The sequence below is a fragment of the Marinovum sp. PR37 genome, from assembly GCF_028807375.1.
Classification (GTDB): Bacteria; Pseudomonadota; Alphaproteobacteria; order Rhodobacterales; family Rhodobacteraceae; genus Marinovum; species Marinovum algicola.
On record NZ_JARAML010000002.1, the window covers coordinates 311643 to 329194 of the forward strand.

The window sequence follows — 17552 nt, forward strand, 5'->3', positions numbered from 1 at the left end:
AAATGAATTTCCTGACAAAAGACCGCGGCGGCGAGGCGATTTGCCTGCTGCTGTTGCTGGCGACCGGCGTCGCCCTGCTGGTCGGGGCGGCGGCGCTGCCAGAGCCGATGTTCGACCCGCTGGGGCCGGCCGGCCTGCCACGCTACGTGGGATATCTGCTGCTGGTCTTGCTGGCGCTGCGTCTGGTGTCGCTGTTCCGCGAAAGCCGGGCGGCACCAGCCGCCGAAGCGGATGCCGCAAGCCCGGAGGCGCGCCGGCCTGCGGGCGCCGGCACGGGCGAAGGGCCGCAGAGGCTCCGTTTCGCCCTGGTGGCGCTGATCACGCTGGCCTACCTGACGGCGCTGACCGTTGGGGGGCTGTCCTTCACCTGGCTGACATTGGCCTTCCTCGCGGCGCTGGGCGCGGCGATGAGCGATCTCTCCGCGCGCAAGCTGATCATCGTGGGCGTCATTGCCGCCGTCATGAGCTTTGCCCTGACCTACACCTTCACCGACGTGCTGTCGGTGGTCCTGCCGGAATAGGAGCCACCTGATGCCCCTGCTTGATGCTTTTGTGAACGTCCTCGCCCCGGCGCCGATGTTCTTCATCTTCCTCGGCGTGCTCCTGGGCATTGTCGTCGGCGCCATCCCCGGACTTGGCGGCGCGATGCTGATCGCGCTTCTGCTGCCGGTCACCTTCTATATGGACTCGGTGCTGGCGCTGATGCTGCTGGTGTCGATCTACGTCGGTTCGGTCAGCGGCGGGCTGATCACCGCGATCATGCTCAAGATGCCCGGCACGCCCTCGGCGGTGATGACGGTGCTCGACGGCCATCCGATGGCGCAGCAGGGCCGGGCAGGCCGCGCGCTGTCGCTGGGCATCATGGCGTCCTTCGTGGGCGGCATCGTGTCGTGGCTCTTCCTGGCGCTGCTCTCGCCGCCGCTGGCGGATTTCGCGCTGAAATTCGGGCCCTACGAACTCTTTACCTTGGTCCTCATGGCGCTGGTGCTGATTGCCACGGTGGCCGAAGGCACGCTGGTCAAGGGCCTGCTGATCGCGTTGTTCGGCATGGCGGTGGCGATGGTCGGGCCGGATGCCTCGTCGGGCGTGATGCGGCTGACCTTCGGCGTCGACAGCTTTGCCGGCGGCTTTTCCCTGCTGCCGGTGCTGCTTGGCGTGTTTGTCATCAGCCAGATCATCGAAGACGTGCTGAAAAAGGAACTGCCGATCCAGCAGCAGGGCGGCAGGCTGACCGAATTCATGCCCTCGGCAGGCGACGTCAGAAAACATGGCCCCAACGCCGTCCGTTCCTCGCTGATCGGCACCTGGATCGGCGTGCTGCCCGGCGTCGGAAGCGCCATCGCCGCGATTGTCGCCTACACCACGACCAAGAGCTTTTCGAAACACCCCGAGACCTTCGGCACCGGCGAAGAGGCCGGGATCGTGGCGGCAGAGGCCTCCAATAACGCCTCGGTCAACGGTGCGCTGATCCCGCTGATCACGCTGGGCATTCCGGGCAGCGTCATCGACGCGATCCTGATCGGTGCGCTGGTGATCCACAATCTGCAACCCGGCCCGCTTCTCTTCACCAACTCGCCCGAAATCGCCTACGGCGTGATCGCGGCGGCGCTGGTGGCCAATTTCCTGATGGCGGCGCTGATGTTTGCCGGCGTCCGGCCGATCGCGCGGATCGCCACGATCTCGCGGGCCTATCTCTTTCCGACGATCATCGTCTGCTGTGTGATCGGCGTCTATTCGCTGTCGAACTCCATGTCGAGCGTCTGGGTGATGATGGTTTTTGGCGTGCTGGGCTTCCTGTTCCGCCGCGGCGGCTTTCCGGTGGGGCCGTTCGTGCTGGGCTATATCCTCGCGCCGCTGGCCGAGAAAGAGCTGCGCTCGGGCCTGATGCTCTATGACGGCAGCCTGATGCCGCTGGTGACGCGGCCGATCTCGCTGTTCTTTATCCTGCTGACGCTGGTGCTGGCGCTCTGGCCGCTGGTGCAGGCCCGGATCAAGGCGCGTCAGGCAACACGGTCAGGGGGCCACCAGGCCGCGCGGCCCGGCAGAGGATGACGCCCGGCGCCGGGCGGTGTAGCGTGACGCGGCATCCCAGCCCAAGCCGCAACCCGGACCCGCCCATGCAGATCGACCCCCGACACCTCATCCAGCTGGCCACCATCGTGCAATGCGGCTCTTTCGGCGCGGCGGCGGCCAAGCTGAACGTCGCACAGCCGGCGCTGAGCAAAAGCATGAAAAAGCTCGAGGAACGTCTCGGCGCGCCGATATTCGAGCGCATCGGGCGGCAGTCGGTGGCCACCGACTTGGGCACCACCTTCGCGCGCTTCGGGCTGATGATGCTGGCCGCCGAAGATCAGGCCCGCGCCTATGCGCAACATCTGTCCACCGGGCAGGCGGGCAGCCTGCTGATCGGAACGGCCCCTTCGCTGGCCGACAATCTGTTGGCGCCGATCCTCAGCGATTTCCTGGCCAGCCATGTCGGCTGTCGGGTCGAGCTTCGGGTCGGTCTCCTGGCCGAGCTCGAAACGCAATTGTCCACCGGGCAGGTCAACCTCGTGATCGGGCCGGCGCGTCCGCTGTCGGCCGATTTGCAGCTCGAGACCGAAACGCTGGCCGATGACATGCTGGGGATTGTCTGCCGCAAGGGCCATGCGCTGACCCGGCAGGCCGAGATCCTGCCGCGCGATCTCGAAGCGCAGCGCTGGGTGGCGCATTCCCGCGGCAGCTATCTCAGGATGCAGACCGAAGACGGGCTGGCCAAGTTCGGGGTCAGCTCTTTCGACATCGCGCTGGACACGGATTCGACCGAAACCGCCTACAAGGCGGTTGCCAAATCCGATCTGATCACCGTGATGCCGCGGCTGCCGACGGTGCTGTCCGGCCACAATGACGCAATCGAGTTCCTGCCGCTCGACAGCACCGCCTTTCAGCGCCCGATCGGCATCGTCCAGCGCGCCTCGCATCCGAGATCGAGCCTCGAACTGGCGTTCCTGCGCCAGCTCCGGCGCGCGGTGCAGCCGGCGGGCGGGGCCGGCTGACCGGTTTATCCGAAGGCCGCGTCCAGCGCCGCGACATCGACCCCGAGGCCGGGCGTGTCGGCCAGCGTGACCCAGCCATCGCGGAGCGCGAGCGGGAAGACCGCGTCGCGAAAGGCGTTCTCGTTGGCGTCGCATTCAAGCAATCCCGGCCCGCCCGCCGCCGCCAGAAGATGCGCCGAGGCCGCCAGCGCGATGCCGCCGCCCAGCGAATGCGGGCAATAGGTCAGGCCGTTGGCCACCACCGCCCGCGCCACCGGCAGGCCTTCGGTAAAGCCGCCCCATTTGGCAATGTCGGGCTGCACGAAATCCAGCCATTTGCCGCGTGTGGCATCGTCATATTCCTTGCGGCTCAGGAAATTCTCGCCACCGGCAATCGGCACCGAGGTCTCGGACTTGAGCATGTGCCAGGCCGCCGGCGGCACATCCACCGGCATCGGCTCTTCGATCCAGCGCGGCGCGTGACCTTCGATCCAGCGCAGGGCGCGGCCGGCCTCTTCCGGCGACCAGCCCTGGTTGGCGTCGAGCAGAAAGCTTTCGCCCGGCCGCAGATCGCCGGCCACCGCCGCGACATTGGCTTGGTCGGTCACGTCGCCGAAGCCGACCTTGACCTTGAAATGCCGGTGCCCGGCGGCGCGGGCGCGGGTGACCGTTTCGAGGACGCCGACCGGGTTGATGCCGCTGGCATAGGCCGGGATGCGCGACCGCTCGGCCCCCAGGAGCGCATGCAGCGGCGCCCCCAGGCGTTTGCCGATCATGTCCCAGATGGCGATGTCGACCCCGGCGATGGCCTGCGCGATCGGCCCCGGCTCGCCGGTTTGCAGCCGCAGGATGCGCAGCCGCTCGGTCATCGCCGCGTAACAGGCCTGCGGGCTGGCGAAATCAGTGCCGGTGATCCGTGGTGCGATCTCGGTCTCGATCAGCCGGAGGCGGTGCTCGGCGCCACAGACCGGAAAGTTGCACCAGACCTCGCCGTAACCCTGCACGCCGGCCGCATCCGTGACCCGGACAAGAAGCGTCGGGCGGTCGTGCATCACGCCAAACGAGGTGCGCACCGGCGTGGAAATCGGCGTCCGCACCAGTCGCGCCTCGATGGCGGTCAGGTTCAGGCGCATGTCCTTGGTTGTCATATCGGTCATCTCTTGTCCGTCCCTCATGCGCCGCGCGCGTCTTTCAGGATCATGTCGCTGGCCTTTTCTCCGATCATCACCGCCGGCGCATTGGTGTTGCCCGACACGATCTCGGGCATGATCGAACAATCGACGATGCGCAGGCCCGCGATGCCTTGCACGCGCAGCCGCGCATCGACTACCGCCCCCCTGTCGGTGCCCATCCTGCATGTTCCGGCGGGATGGTAAACCGTCGTCGAATTGTCCCGCACCCAGGCAAGCGCCGCGGTGTCATCGCTCAGGTCGAGATCGAAGGGCGGGCGGAATTCCTCGGAGATATCCGCCGCCAGCGCGCGCTGCCGCGCAATCCTGCGCGAGATGCGCACGCCCGCCACGGTGCGGCGGCAATCGTCTTCGGTGGCAAGGTAGTTGGGCTGAATCCTCGGCGCCTGCATCGGGTCCGGCCCGGCCAGCGCGATCTCGCCCCTGCTGGTCGGGCGCAGCACGCAGACCGTCGCGGTAAAGGCCGAAAACGGATGCACCCCCTCGGCCGGGCTGTCGGCGGACCAGGGGTTGATGTGGAACTGGATGTCGGGGGTGGCCTCCTCCGGCGCACTGCGCAGGAAGCCGGCCACCATGCTGGCGCCCATGGTCATCGGGCCATTGCGACCCAGGCCGTAGCGCACCGCCGTCCTGGCCTTGGCATACAGGCTGCGCACCTCGTCGTTCACCGTGGTGGTGCGGGTCTTGAAGGTGGTGCGGGCCTGAAGGTGATCCTGAAGGTTCTTGCCCACCCCCGGCAGATCGTGGTTCGGCGCCACGCCCGCCTTGCGCAGTTCGGCGCCGTCGCCGATGCCCGACAGCATCAGGATCTGCGGCGAGCCGATGGCGCCCGAGGACAGGATGACCTCGCGCCGGGCCCTGAGAATGCGGGTCTCGCCGGCCTTGTCGGTGATCTCGACCCCCACCGCGCGATTGCCCTCCAGCACCACCTTGCGCACCTGCGCGCGCGTCAGGATGCGCAGGTTGGGCCGGTGCTTCACCGGTTTGAGATAGGCCACGGCGGTGCTGCACCGGCGGCCATTGCGGGTGGTAAGCTGATAATAGCCCACGCCTTCCTGCGTCGCGCCGTTGATGTCGTCATTCGCCGGATAGCCTGCCTGACGCGCCGCGCTGATCCAGGCGTCACAGATCGGATGAAGGTAGCGCGGGTCCGAGACCCCCAGCGGCCCGGTCGCCCCGTGCAGCGCGTCTTCGCCGCGTTCATTGCCTTCGGAGCGCTTGAAATACGGCAGGACATCGTCCCAGCCCCAGCCGGGATTGCCCATCTGCCGCCAGCGGTCGTAATCCTGCGGCTGGCCGCGCACATAGAGCAGCCCGTTCAGCGCCGAGGATCCGCCCAGCACCTTGCCGCGCGGCCAGTTGACCACCTTGCGATTGAGCCCGGGCACCGGCTCGGTCTTGTAACACCAGTCATAGCCGGGGTTGTTCATGGTCTTGAAATACCCGGCAGGCACGTGGATCCAGGGGTATCTGTCGCGACCGCCGGCCTCGATCAAGAGCACCCGGTTGCGTGGGTCGGCGCTGAGCCGGTTGGCCAGAACGCAGCCGGAAGACCCCGCACCGACAATGATGAAATCCGCGTCCATGCGATCTCCCGAAGCTGTCATGTCTGGGCCCGCGCGGCTCAAAGCTGTGGCAGCCCGAGAATCTCGCGCGCCTCGGCCGGCGTGGCCATGCTGCCGCCCAGAGATTCCACGATGCTGACGCCCTTTTCTACAAGTTGCGCGTTGCTTTTGCACAATTCGCCCCGGTCGATATAGACCGTGTCTTCCATCCCGATGCGCACATGCCCGCCCATCAGGTAGGACAGCGCCAACATGCGAAAGGCGTTCTTGCCGATGCCGAAGGCCGCCCATTCGCTGGCCTCGGGCAACTGCGAGATCAGGTAGGCCAGTGTCTGGTAATTCGCGGCAGCGCCGAAATTGATGCCCATGACAAACTGGAACATCGGCGGCGCCCTGAGAATGCCCCTGGCCAGGAAATCCTTGGCCATGTTGAGATCGCCGGAATCGAAGATCTCGATCTCGGGCTTGGTGCCGGCCGCATTGGCGATGTCGGCCATGATCTTCAGGGTGGGGGGCGTGTTGATCACTGTCCAGGTCTTGTTGACCATGGTGTTGAAATCCAGCGTGCAGATCTCGGGTCTCAGCGCCTTCACATGCGCCGCGCGCCGGGCCGGATGGCACAGCGTGGTGCCGGGGCCGGCGACGCTGGGATCGTCCTCGCTTGGCACGAAGCGCTGGCCTTCGCCCGTGGTCAGGTTGATCACGATATCCGAGCCGGCCTCGCGGATCCGGTCGACCACCTCGCGATAGAGGTCGAGGTCCATCGATCCCTTGGCGGTGTCGGGGTCGCGCACATGCATATGCGCGATGGCGGCGCCGGCCCGGCCGGCCTCCACGGCGGCCTGCGCGATCTCGGCCGGGGTCACGGGCAGGTTCTGGTTCTGCGCCGGCATGGTTCCGTTTCCGGTCACGGCGCAGGTCATGATGGTTTTTTTGGCCAAGGGTCGGGTCCTTTCCTCGCGTCGCGATTCGACGTGGTTTCGAAGAGTTCAAAATTTCTATTGTTATAAACTACTATATGTTTTAATGTTTGTCAAACATGGCAGACAGCCGGCGTGACGCGCCCCGTTTGGGGCCGCGCGCTTTGAACATTGGAGCAAATGATGGAAAATCGGACTGACACCGCCCGGACGGCCCTGGTGACCGGGGGGGGCTCGGGCATCGGGCTGGCCTGTGTGACACAGCTTGCGCAACAGGGCGTCCGGGTCGCGATGAACCACCTCGAAGAGGATGCGCAGGGCCCGGAGCAGGTGGCGCGGCTGCGTGCGCAGGGCCTCGACGTGATTGCGGCGCCGGGCAATGTCTCGGTTCCCGGCGGTGCCGAGCGCATGGTGGAGGCCGCGATTGCCGCGCTTGGCGGGCTCGATTACCTGGTGAACAATGCCGGCATTTCCGGCACCCGAGATCCGATCCCGGCAACGGCGCTGGAGCAGATCGACGAAGACCTGTGGATGGCCCTGCTGAACACCAACCTGATTGGCGTCTTCCGTTGTGCCAAGGCCGCGGCGCCGGCTCTGCGCGCCTCGGGCGGGGCCATCGTCAACACCGCCTCGACCGCCGGGATGGGGCTGCAAGGCAGCAGCACGCCGTATGCGGCCAGCAAATCAGGTGTGGTCAGCGTGACCCGCTCGCTGGCGCGGGGGCTGGCGCCGGATGTGCGGGTCAACGCGGTGGCGCCGGGGCAGGTCGCCACGCCCTGGACGGCGAACTGGCCGCAGGCGCGCAAGCAGGCGGCGCTCGACAAGATGCTGATCAAGCGGCACGTACAAGCCGAGGACGTGGCGCAGACCATCATCTACCTGCTGACCGGTGCGCCGATGATCACCGGCCAGACCATCGTGATCGACGGCGGGATGACGGTGTCCTGAGGCCGGTCAGGCCAGAAAATCGATGCGGAACTCCAGCGCGTCGCCGGGATAGATCAGGTCGCCGAAATAGATCAGCCGGTCGGCGTCGTCCTTGACCTTGCGGACCACCTTGAACACCGGCGAATTGACCTCGACCTGCAAACCCTCGGCCATCTCGAGATCGGCCGAGGCCAGCGCCACCGTCTGGGTGGCCGAGCCCAGCGCAATGCCGAGTTCCTTGAAGGCCGAGACGATCAGCTCGCGGTCGAATTTCTCCGGCGCATCCTGATAGATGTCCTTTCTCAGATGCACGTCCAGCATGCAGAACGGCTGGCCGCCCAACTCGTGCCGCCGTTTCAGTCGTTTGAAGGCGACGCCATCGATCACCACATCCTCGTCAAAACTGGTGTCGGTGCTCAGCACGACCTCGAGCGGCATGTCCCCGCCCAAAAGCTGCGACAGGTCGGATTTGACGGAGAAGACCCGCCGCGGCTTGATTTCCACCTCTTTCACAAAGGTGCCCCGGCCCGAGGCGCGTTCGATCAGCCCCTCGTCGTCCAGCGTGTTCATCGCCTGGCGCACGGTCAGGCTGGTCACGCCAAAGACCTTGGCCAGTTCGGCCAGCGAGGGCAGGCGTTCGCCGCTTTTCAGATCACCGCTGAGGATCCGGCTGCGCAGCAGCGAGGCCACCTCGACGTGCAGGGGCACATTGGCCCGACGCATGGTTTGCAGGGACATGGGCTCTGACCTCTCGAAATCGTCGAAACTTAGAAACCTATATAAGTCTATGTTCCAAGCTTCGGCAACCCCCGGAGGGCCTGTGATGATCCCTCATCTCCAGAGTTTCCATGCGTCCCTCGCGCCCCGCGAGATCGCGAGCGCGGTTCAGTCGATCACTCTGAGCTCGCGGGCAAACCGCCGCCAGTTCTGGACGTAGGCCTCGGCCGGCCGGCGCAGACCGGCGCGGCCCTCGTCGCCGAGCATTCGCACCACCTTGGCCGGGCTGCCCATGACCAGCGCGCCATCGGGGATGTCCTTGTCTTCGGTCACCAATGCGCCGGCACCGATCAGGCAGTTGCTGCCGATCCTGGCCCCGTTCAACACTGTCGCGCCCATGCCGATCAATGTGCCATCGCCGATGGTGCAGCCGTGAACGATGGCTCGGTGCCCGACCGTCACGCCGGCGCCGATCCTCACCGGAAAGCCCGGATCGGCGTGGATCATCACATGTTCCTGGATATTGCTGCCATCGCCGATGGTCAGCGGTTCCTTGTCGCCGCGCAACACCGCGCCGAACCAGATGCCGACATCCCGGCCCAATCGCACATCGCCGATCACACGCGCCCCCGGCGCAATCCAGAAACTGCCAGGGCCCGGCGTTTGGGGCACGAGTTCGCCAAGAGCATAAAGGGGCATGGCCACTTACCTTTCAAGATGCGCGCGCGGGGCGCCGGAGAGGATATCTGCCTTCTGGTAAAACATATATATGTTTATATCAAGAGGGCGTACCGGGAGAGCCCCGCTCCGCATCGGCAAAGGCGGGCAGGACCTCTTGCGCCAGCGTCTGCATCGTGTCCTCGACGTCGGCGCCGTTGAACCGCAGGTTCAGCGCGACGTGATTGATTCCAAGGCTCTGTACCTCTGACAGATACTGCCGCAGATAGCCGGTGCCGGAGCGAAAGCCGAGGTGGATCGGGCTCGGCGGCGCCCCGGCGTTCGCGACAAGATCGACATAAAGCGACTGCATCACCGGCCGGTCGGGCAGTCCCGCGGCGGCGATCCGCTGGCGATACTCGGCCACCACGCGGCCCTGGGCCACCGGATCGCGCGGATAGGTCATCCAGCCGTCGCCGTTGCGCGCCACCCAGTCCGGCGATTGCTGGCTGCCCCCGGTGATCAGCAGCGGCAGTTGGCCGCCTGCGGGCTTGGGCAGCATGTCGATCCCGCCGGACAGTGTACCGTGATCGGTGTCGCGGTGCGGATAGCTCTCGGTCATGGCCCTTATGTAATCGACGCTGTCGCGAAACCGCATGCTGCGGTCGGGAAAGCTCTTGTTCAGCGCCGGATATTCCTCGGGACGGTCGCCGGAGGCCACGCCAAGAAGCAGCCGTCCGCCGGAGAGAACATCCGCCGAGGCCGCCGCCTTGGCCACATGCGCGGGGTGGCGCAGCGGCAGGACGATGCTGGCCACGCCAAGCGCGATGTCGCGGGTCGCGGTGGCCAGGGCGCCGAGATAGACAAAGGGGTCAAAGACCTGCCCGGCATCCCCGAAAGAAGGCACGTTGAACGGCACATCGCGCAGCCAGAGCGCCGAAAAGCCCAGCGCATCGGCCAGTTGCGCCCGTTCGATATGGCACGCCATGTTCGGCACCGCGCTATCCGCATAGGTCTCGAGCGGGACAACAAGGCCAAGGCTCAGCCGACCGGGGCGAAACACGGTGTTATAGGCGCGGTTGAGGCGCGGAAAGGCGGTTGTCGTGGTTTGGTCCAGCATGGTTTGCTCCTTCGGCAGGGGCGGCCCGGGCAGGCGGGGCCGCGCGGGGCCCCTCAGGCGAGGTCGTCCTGACCGGCGATCAGCCAGTGCAGGCTGGTCGATCCGGCATGGCGGTTGTCCAGGTGCGGGCGGTAATCCGGGTCGGCCATGAAATCCTTGGCGGCCTGTTCCGAGGGCCATTCGATCACGATGCGCAGCGCGGCATTGCGCGGGGCGCCTTCCAGTTGCTCGTGGCTGGTGGTGCGCGCCAGATATTTGCCGCCGTGTCTGGCCATGATCCGGGTCGCGGTGGGCAGGTAGTCGGGTATCCAAGCCTCGTTCGAGGGGGTCACTTCGAGAACGGAATAATGTGCCATGTCAGGTCTCCTTGATGCGATCGTCGAGGCGTGGCGCCGTGAGATGGTGGACTTGCCCGCCTGTGCCCCGTGTTGCCAATTTAACTCTTGCGAAATTCCGTAAAACCGGCAGATCTCGGATTTCATTTTTCGGAATGCGGATATAATCACCATGGACACCGACAATCTGCGCCTCTTTGTCATGGCGGCCGAACGGCTCAACATCTCGGCCGCGGGGCGCGAGCTGGGCCTGGCCCCGGCGGTGGCGAGCGCGCGTCTGGCCAAGCTGGAACAGGAGCTCGGGGCCGAGCTCCTGCGCCGCACCACCCGCAAGGTGTCGCTGTCTCTGGAGGGGTCGGATTTCCTGCCCTACGCGCGCGAGATCCTGGCGCAGGCCGAGGCCGCAAAGGCGGTCCTTGGCGGCAGCGGGGCGGGGCCGAAAGGCACCCTTCGCTTTGCCGCGCCAAGCAGTTTCGCGCAATTGCACATCATGCCGCTGCTGCCGGCGTTCCACGCGGCCTATCCCGATCTCACGCTGGATCTGCGCCTGTCTGACACGCGGTTCGATGCCATCGAGGGCAGTTTCGATCTTGCCCTGCGCAGCGCGCCGCTGACTGACAGCAGCCTGAAGGGCCGCAAGCTTGCCGATGACGCCCGCATTCTCTGTGCATCGCCCGGCTATCTTGCGGCGCAGGGCACGCCGGCGACGCCGGCCGACCTGGCAGGCCACAGGTTCATCGCCTGGAGCAATCTGGAACCGCGGGAGCTGATCAACCGGGCCGGCGATACCGCCGCCCTCGACCCGGCGGGGATGGTCTGCCGGGCCATCGTCGACGATGGCGATGCCCAACGCGAGGCGACGGTGACGGGTGCCGGTCTGTCGATCAACTCGCTCTGGAGCGTCGCGCATGAGATTGCCGCCGGGCGGCTTGTCCGGGTGCTGCCCGAATGGAAGATGAACGATCGATCCGTGCTCTGGCTGGTCTATCCCCGTTCAAATGTGCTGACACCCAAGACGCGGATTTTCATGGATTTTCTGATCGGAAAGCTGGGCGGTCAGCCGGATTGGTCCGGCTGATACATCGGGCGGCGCTGCTCTCTGTCCGGCGCTGCCGAGCCCGGCGCAAAAGCGGAAAAGGAGCGCCGGAACCGAATTGGCCCCGGCGCCTCTGGTCATTGCAAGGCGGGATCAGACCTCGACAACGACCTTGCCGATGGCCGCGCCGCCGGTCAGCCGGGCGTAAGCGGCGCCGACTTCTTCAAGCCCGAAACGCTCGCTGTCCAGCTGCGGGGTCAGGGCGCCGGCATCGACGATCTCGGCCAGTTTCGCCAGCACCTCGCCATGCACCTCGCGGCCCGTGTCGTGCAGCATCGGCAGCAGCATGAAGATGATGTGCAGCGACAGCCCCTTGAAGTGCGCCGGCGTCAGGTCGATTTCCAGCAGGGCCACGGTCGACACCACCTGCGCGTTCAGCGCCGCCGCTTCGAAAGAGTTTGTCATGTTCGCGCCGCCGACTGCGTCAAAGATCACGTCGAAGCCGGCACCGCCGGTCCGGGCCGCGACGTAGTCGGCGACTTTCTCTTGCATGAAGTCGATCGGCGTCGCGCCAAATCCCTCGATCGCCGCCAACTGCGCCGCGCCGGTTCCGGTGGCCGAAACCTCGGCGCCGAGGTGTCGGGCCAACTGGATCACCAGATGGCCGACGCCACCGGCGCCGCCTTGCACCAGAACCTTTTGCCCGGCTCTGACGCCTGCGCGTTGCACGCCTTCATAGGCCGTGATCCCGACCAGCGGCAGCGCCGCGGCCTCGCGCATCGAAAGCGTCTTTGGCTTGTGCGCGATCAGGCGGGCATCGGCCAGCATGTATTCGGCCAGCGCGCCCTGCAATTCGCCCAGACCTCCGGCGCAGCCATAGATTTCGTCGCCCACGGCAAAGCCGGTCACGCCGGCGCCGACCTCTTCGATGACGCCGGCGAAATCCATGCCCAGCACCGCGGGCAGGGCGGGCGACACCGGCAGATCGGTGCCCATGGCCTTGATCATCGTGTCGATGGTGTTGACGCTGGTGGCATGGACGCGAAGCACCACGTGGCCCGGGGTGACGGCGGGGTGCGCGCGCTCGACGGCTTCAAAGGGGGCGTCGGGACCATAGGCGGTGAGGGTCATGGCTTTCATCGGTGAACTCCTGTTGATGAAGGGCTGGCCTTCTATCTACACCTCGCTCGAAATTGATAAATCCGGGGATTTCTGGCTTCAGAATTCCGATTTCGGATATAATCGCCGTGAAAGGAACGGCGCGCGGCCGTCCGGACCCAGCACTTGGCGGGCTTGATCCGAACTTGCGCGGCCGGGGCAGCGGGCCCGACCTGTCCAAGCCCCTTTGCGCCTCCGGCGCAGCAGCGGCCGCCTACAAGAGCACCAGCCGCAACAGATAGGCGACGCTCGCAACGGTGAGCACGCCGGCCAGCCAGAGCGCCACGAACCAGCCCAGTTTCCTCCACATCAGTGATATCCGTCTTCGGGGTCGAGCTTGCCGCGGAACACCCAATAGGCAAAACCGGTATAAGCCAGGATGATCGGCACCAGCACGATGGCGCCGACAAACATGAAAAGCTGGCTCTTGTAGGGGCTCGCCGCCTGCCAGATCGTGACTTCGGTCGGAATGATATAGGGCCAGATCGAAATGCCGAGGCCGACGAAGCACAGCAGGAACAGCAGCACCACCATCAGCATCGGCAACCAGTCGTGCCCGCCCTTGTACAGCGACCGCGCCAGGACATAGCCGATCAGCCCGGTCAGCAGCGGCACCGGCACAACAAAGAGGATCTGTGGAAACGACAGCCAGCGCATCCAGTAGGCCGCCTCCAGTGTCGGCGTCAGCGCGCTGACCAGCGCGATGAAGCCAAGCGAGAGCAAGCCCGACAGTTGTGCGGCCTTCTTCACCCGTTGCTGCACCGCGCCCTCGAGCTTCCAGTTGAGCCAGCAGGCCCCCATCAGCGCATAGCCCGCCACCACCCCGAGCCCGACAACCAGGGTAAAGGGCGTCAGCCAATCCCACCAACCGCCGCCATAGGCGCGGCCGTCGATCTCGATCCCCTGCAAGAGCGTGCCGAGGATGATGCCCTGCATCAGCGCGGCGACGACGGAGCCGCAGATGAACGACATATCCCAGGCCCGGGCCGAGAAGCGGCGCTGCGAGCGCCAGCGGAACTCGAAGGCCACGCCGCGAAAAATCAGCGCCAGCAGCATCACGATGATCGGCACGTAGACCGCCGGCAGGATGATCGCATAGGCCAGCGGAAAGGCGGCAAACAGCCCGCCGCCGCCAAGGATCAGCCAGGTCTCGTTGCCGTCCCAGACCGGGGCGACCGAATTCATCATCAGATCGCGGTCGGACTTTTCCGGAAAGAAGGGATAGAGGATGCCGATGCCCAGGTCGAACCCGTCGAGAACGACATAGACGAAGGTGGCGAAGGCCAGAAGCAGGGCCCAGGCAATGGTGAGATCAAACGAGACTTCCATGGCTCAGGCCTCCTCGGCCGCTTCGCGCGTGCCAACTGGCGCCGAGGTCATGCCGGCGGTGCGGATCGGCCCGGCCTCGGATTCCACGCCGGTCTCGCCGAGAAGGGGCACCTTGCCCATCAGATGCAGCAGGTAGACCACGCCGGCGCCGAAAACGACGAAGTAGACGGCGACAAAGGCAAGCAGCGAGGCTCCGACGGCGCTGGCGGCGACCGGGGCCACGGCATCCGCGGTCAGCAACTCGCCATAGATGACGAAAGGCTGGCGCCCGACCTCGGTGGTGATCCAGCCCGCCGTCACCGCGATCAACCCCGAAGGGCCCATCACCAGCGCGACGCGGTGCAGCCACCGGTCGTCATGCAGCCGGCCGCGCAGCCGCGAGACCAGCGACCAGAGGCCGACAGCCGCCATCAGGACGCCGATGCCCACCATGATGCGAAAGCTCCAGAACACCACCCCCACCGGCGGCTCGAGCGCGTCAGGCACCGTGTCCAGCCCGTCCATCTCGGCGTCCCAGGACTTGCCCAGGATCGGCCCGCCGATCCTGGGGAGCGACAGTGCATAGCGCATCTCGCCGGCCGCCTGATCGGGAATGCCGAACAGGATCAGCGGCACGCCATCGTCGTAGCTTTCGAAATGGCCTTCCATGGCGAGCACCTTGGTCGGCTGATGCTCATATGTGTTCAGCCCCTGTTCGTGGCCGATGACGATCTGCAAGGGCGCGACGATCGCGGCCATCCACATCGCCATCGAGAACATCGTGCGCACGCCCTTGTTGTGGCTGTGATGGCGCAGCAGATGCCAGGCCCCGACGCCACCGACGACAAAGGCCGTGGTCAGATAGGCGGCGGTGATCGTATGCGCCAGGCGGTAGGGGAAGGAGGGGTTGAAGATGATCTGCCACCAGTCCTCGGGCAAATATTGCCCGGTGTTCGAGATCGAAAAGCCCGCGGGCGTGTGCATCCAGCTGTTGACGCTGAGAATCCAGGTGGCCGAGATCGCCGTGCCGACCGCCACCATGACGCAGGCGAACATGTGCAGCCCGTCGCCGACCCGATTGCGGCCAAAGAGCATGATGCCGAGAAAGCCCGCCTCGAGAAAGAAGGCGGTCAGGATTTCATAGGCCATCAGCGGCCCGATCACCGGCCCGGCGCGATCCGAAAAGACCGACCAGTTGGTGCCGAACTGATATGACATCACGATCCCCGAGACGACCCCCATGGCAAAGGAGATCGCGAAGACCTTGATCCAGTATTCGAACAGCCGGAGATAGGTTTCGTGCCGTGTTTTCAGCCAGAGCGCATTCAGCACCGCCAGAAAGCTTGCCAGGCCGATGGTGAAGGCCGGAAAGATGAAGTGGAACGCAACCGTGAAGGCAAATTGCATCCGCGCCAGAAGCAGCGCGTCGAAACCCAGAAAAGTGTCCATGTACCCGTGACCCTGCGATGACTGCCGTTGATACCCGATACCGGTAACGTAGGTCTCCGGACCCATGCCCGGATTGCGACATGGCAACGCAGGCGGGAACTTCCCTGAGGGCAGAACGCGGCAAGGGCGGACAGGCCGGTCTGATTGCCGGGGGGTGGCCGGCAAGATGCGCATGCGCCGCCGGTCAGGGGCGGGGCCGTGCTGCAAGGCTGAAATGTAGGGGGTTTTGTGGTAGCGGAGGAGGGACTTGAACCCCCGACACGCGGATTATGATGCAGCAAAATCGGTTCGACGGCGCGCTACTCGATAATACAGGGTGAGACGCTGTAAGACGGAAATACTTCCTGTTTACAATAACATGTCCATCGCACCCTGCGTCTCATCCAGCCTCATCCGACCTCGCGAGATCGCATGTCATCGCTGCGATTTCGCCACCCCAGTGCCACCCCAGAGGAAATTCCTTCCGGGCGGATTCACTCGGACCGACCTCCTCCTCGCTGACAACGAGGAGCACGACCATGACAACCACCAATGCCACAGGCCCCCGCGATTTCACCAATGTCTTAGTCCGCGGCTTCAAGAATGAGTCCGGCAAGCGGATTGAGATCCGAGACACCAGGATCACCGGGCTGGTGATGCGGGTGACACCGAAGAACAAGAAGACCTTCACGCTGCACACGCGCACCACCGTTGGCGACAAAGTGCAGATTACGATCGGGGCTTTTCCAGCCGAGTGCTGAGTGCCGTCGGCGTGGATTGTAGAAGCCGTTGATGTATTCGAAGATCGCCAGCTCGGCCGCGCGTCGCGTCGGCTAGGACCGCCGCCACAGCAGCTCGGCCTTGATCGTCTTGAAGAAGGTCTCGACGGCCGCATTGTCGTAGCAGTTCCCGGTTCCGCTCATCGATACTTTGAAGCCATGCTGGCGCAGCAGCTTCTGGTAGTCGTGAGAGCAGTATTGGCTGCCGCGGTCGGTGTGGTGGATGCAGCCCCTGGGCGGCTGCCGCAGCGCGATGGCCATCTTCAGCGCCCGGATGGCCAAGTCGCGTTTCATCCGGTTGCTGACCGCCCATCTGTTACCCGGCAGTGGTTTGCGTATGCAAACCATGAGAGGGCGATGATACGCCTCGAATGCAGATCGAGGACCACGGCAAGGTAGAGCCAGCCTTCCTGTGTCCAGACATAGCTGATGTCACCGGCCCATTTTTGGTTCGGGCGATCGGCTGAGAAATCGCGATCCAGCAAGTTCGGCGCGATGTTGAAGCTGTGGTTGCTGTCCGTAGTCGCCTTGAACTTCTTGTTTCTCTTCACGGAAATGGCGTTCTCGCGCATCAGCCGGCCGACACGACGATGCCCGACATCCAGGCCTAGCTCTCTCAGTTCCTCGGTCATGCGCGGCCGGCCGTAGCTGCCAAGGGAAAGGGTGAACTGTTCGCGGATATGGGCCAGCACGACGAGGTCCTTGCGCTGGCTGGCACTGACGGGGCGGTTGCGCCAGGCGCGATAGCCACGCGGGCTGACATCCATGATCTGGCACAGCCGGTTCACCGGGATGTCGTTCCGGTGTTCTTCCACGAAGGCAAACCTCATTTGCTTCTCTCCGCGAAGAACACCGTGGCCTTCCTAAGAAACAGCCGCTGTCTCCGGGATGGGCGCCAATGCAAATCCGAGGGTCTTGGCGCGCCGTTGAAGGTTTGACAGTACACGTTGCCGATGTCGTTCGTCATAAGCTGCGGCGCCTTGATCTTGGTAAGTCATGCCGTGCCGCACAGCGTTGTAAAACAGAACTGCGATCTTGCGCGCCGTTGCGGTTACCGCCTTCTGCTTGCCGATCCGGGCCGAGAGGCGTCGATAGAACGCACCGAGGGCCGTGTCACTTCGGCCAATCGTGACGGCTGCAAGACGCAGAAGTGCAGCGGCGCGGCTTGAAGATCGGCGTGTCCGCGAAGACAGCAGCTTGCCACCAGAGATCTTGTTGCCCGGAGCCAGACAGAGCCACGACGTGAAGTGCTTGGCGCTCTTCCACGCGCGCAAATCCGTGCCGCATTCGGCCACCAGCTTCAAAGCCAGCGACGGCCCAAGGCCATGGATCTGCGTCAGGTCCGTGCCCAGCACTATAGCGCGACAATCAGGGTGAGATCAGCGCGACAATCAGGAT

17 protein-coding genes and 2 pseudogenes are annotated in these 17552 nt (G+C 65.0%); 6 read left to right on the forward strand and 13 right to left on the reverse strand.

Going from position 1 to position 17552, the window contains the following annotated elements:
• Positions 1 to 2: 2 nt before the first annotated feature.
• From PVW49_RS03090 to PVW49_RS03100, 3 genes are all read left to right on the forward strand, one after another.
• Complete coding sequence (locus PVW49_RS03090) at positions 3 to 521, forward strand: tripartite tricarboxylate transporter TctB family protein (RefSeq protein WP_074834722.1); 519 nt, start codon at positions 3 to 5, stop codon at positions 519 to 521.
• A 10-nt stretch (positions 522 to 531) separates the two neighbouring features.
• Positions 532 to 2052, forward strand: a complete 1521-nt coding sequence (locus tag PVW49_RS03095) for a tripartite tricarboxylate transporter permease (RefSeq protein ID WP_048530446.1) — start codon at positions 532 to 534, stop codon at positions 2050 to 2052.
• Between the two features lie 65 nt (positions 2053 to 2117).
• Positions 2118 to 3035, forward strand: coding sequence for a LysR family transcriptional regulator (locus PVW49_RS03100; RefSeq protein WP_048530447.1), 918 nt, complete (start codon positions 2118 to 2120; stop codon positions 3033 to 3035).
• 5 nt (positions 3036 to 3040) lie between these two features.
• Here the strand turns inward: PVW49_RS03100 and PVW49_RS03105 are convergent, their stop codons facing one another.
• Genes PVW49_RS03105 through PVW49_RS03115 form a run of 3 tightly spaced genes read right to left on the reverse strand, consistent with a single transcriptional unit; the run spans position 3041 to position 6710 of the window.
• Positions 3041 to 4171 carry a mandelate racemase/muconate lactonizing enzyme family protein gene (locus PVW49_RS03105; protein WP_274589872.1) on the reverse strand — a complete coding sequence of 377 codons (1131 nt, stop codon included), beginning with the start codon at positions 4169 to 4171 and terminating at the stop codon, positions 3041 to 3043.
• A 14-nt stretch (positions 4172 to 4185) separates the two neighbouring features.
• Positions 4186 to 5790, reverse strand: coding sequence for a GMC family oxidoreductase (locus tag PVW49_RS03110; protein ID WP_274589873.1), 1605 nt, complete (start codon positions 5788 to 5790; stop codon positions 4186 to 4188).
• A gap of 38 nt (positions 5791 to 5828) precedes the next feature.
• Entirely contained in the window at positions 5829 to 6710 is an 882-nt protein-coding gene (locus PVW49_RS03115) for a 3-keto-5-aminohexanoate cleavage protein (RefSeq protein ID WP_274589874.1), read from the reverse strand.
• Positions 6711 to 6872: 162 nt separating this feature from the next.
• Between PVW49_RS03115 and PVW49_RS03120 the strand changes: the two genes are divergently transcribed.
• Positions 6873 to 7637, forward strand: coding sequence for an SDR family NAD(P)-dependent oxidoreductase (locus PVW49_RS03120; protein WP_274589875.1), 765 nt, complete (start codon positions 6873 to 6875; stop codon positions 7635 to 7637).
• A 6-nt stretch (positions 7638 to 7643) separates the two neighbouring features.
• Here PVW49_RS03120 and PVW49_RS03125 read toward each other — a convergent pair whose 3' ends face one another.
• The 4 genes from PVW49_RS03125 to PVW49_RS03140 all read right to left on the reverse strand — a co-directional run bounded on the left by PVW49_RS03125 (position 7644) and on the right by PVW49_RS03140 (position 10466).
• Positions 7644 to 8354: a GntR family transcriptional regulator gene (locus PVW49_RS03125; RefSeq protein ID WP_048530454.1), complete on the reverse strand. Its 711-nt coding sequence runs from the start codon at positions 8352 to 8354 to the stop codon at positions 7644 to 7646.
• Between the two features lie 147 nt (positions 8355 to 8501).
• Complete coding sequence (locus PVW49_RS03130; RefSeq protein WP_274589876.1) at positions 8502 to 9032, reverse strand: gamma carbonic anhydrase family protein; 531 nt, start codon at positions 9030 to 9032, stop codon at positions 8502 to 8504.
• Positions 9033 to 9111: 79 nt separating this feature from the next.
• Positions 9112 to 10110, reverse strand: coding sequence for an LLM class oxidoreductase (locus PVW49_RS03135; RefSeq protein WP_274589877.1), 999 nt, complete (start codon positions 10108 to 10110; stop codon positions 9112 to 9114).
• Positions 10111 to 10163: 53 nt separating this feature from the next.
• The gene (locus PVW49_RS03140; RefSeq protein ID WP_048530462.1) at positions 10164 to 10466 is read right to left on the reverse strand and encodes a DUF1330 domain-containing protein; all 303 of its coding nucleotides are present in this window, start codon (positions 10464 to 10466) and stop codon (positions 10164 to 10166) included.
• A 151-nt stretch (positions 10467 to 10617) separates the two neighbouring features.
• Here PVW49_RS03140 and PVW49_RS03145 point away from each other — a divergent pair, with 151 nt between their 5' ends.
• Positions 10618 to 11523, forward strand: coding sequence for a LysR family transcriptional regulator (locus PVW49_RS03145; RefSeq protein WP_274589878.1), 906 nt, complete (start codon positions 10618 to 10620; stop codon positions 11521 to 11523).
• Between the two features lie 111 nt (positions 11524 to 11634).
• Here the strand turns inward: PVW49_RS03145 and PVW49_RS03150 are convergent, their stop codons facing one another.
• The 4 genes from PVW49_RS03150 to PVW49_RS03165 all read right to left on the reverse strand — a co-directional run bounded on the left by PVW49_RS03150 (position 11635) and on the right by PVW49_RS03165 (position 15396).
• Entirely contained in the window at positions 11635 to 12621 is a 987-nt protein-coding gene (locus tag PVW49_RS03150) for a zinc-dependent alcohol dehydrogenase family protein (protein ID WP_274589879.1), read from the reverse strand.
• Between the two features lie 232 nt (positions 12622 to 12853).
• Positions 12854 to 12949 (reverse strand): DUF2474 family protein, encoded by a 96-nt coding sequence (locus PVW49_RS03155; protein WP_139211175.1) that lies wholly within the window; start codon positions 12947 to 12949, stop codon positions 12854 to 12856.
• Positions 12949 to 13968, reverse strand: coding sequence for a cytochrome d ubiquinol oxidase subunit II (cydB, locus tag PVW49_RS03160; protein WP_074834739.1), 1020 nt, complete (start codon positions 13966 to 13968; stop codon positions 12949 to 12951). Before cydB ends, PVW49_RS03155 begins: the two co-directional genes overlap by 1 nt.
• Positions 13969 to 13971: 3 nt before the next feature.
• Positions 13972 to 15396, reverse strand: coding sequence for a cytochrome ubiquinol oxidase subunit I (locus PVW49_RS03165; protein WP_274589880.1), 1425 nt, complete (start codon positions 15394 to 15396; stop codon positions 13972 to 13974).
• Positions 15397 to 15914: 518 nt separating this feature from the next.
• Between PVW49_RS03165 and PVW49_RS03170 the strand changes: the two genes are divergently transcribed.
• A complete protein-coding gene (locus tag PVW49_RS03170) occupies positions 15915 to 16136 on the forward strand; it encodes a hypothetical protein (RefSeq protein ID WP_274589886.1) in 222 nt (73 codons plus the stop codon).
• Here the strand turns inward: PVW49_RS03170 and PVW49_RS03175 are convergent.
• Positions 16113 to 17017: pseudogene (locus PVW49_RS03175) on the reverse strand (IS3 family transposase); the annotation flags it as partial. The gene PVW49_RS03170 and the pseudogene PVW49_RS03175 overlap by 24 nt on opposite strands.
• A pseudogene (locus tag PVW49_RS03180) lies at positions 17018 to 17509 on the reverse strand (transposase); the annotation flags it as partial.
• Positions 17510 to 17552: the final 43 nt, after the last annotated feature.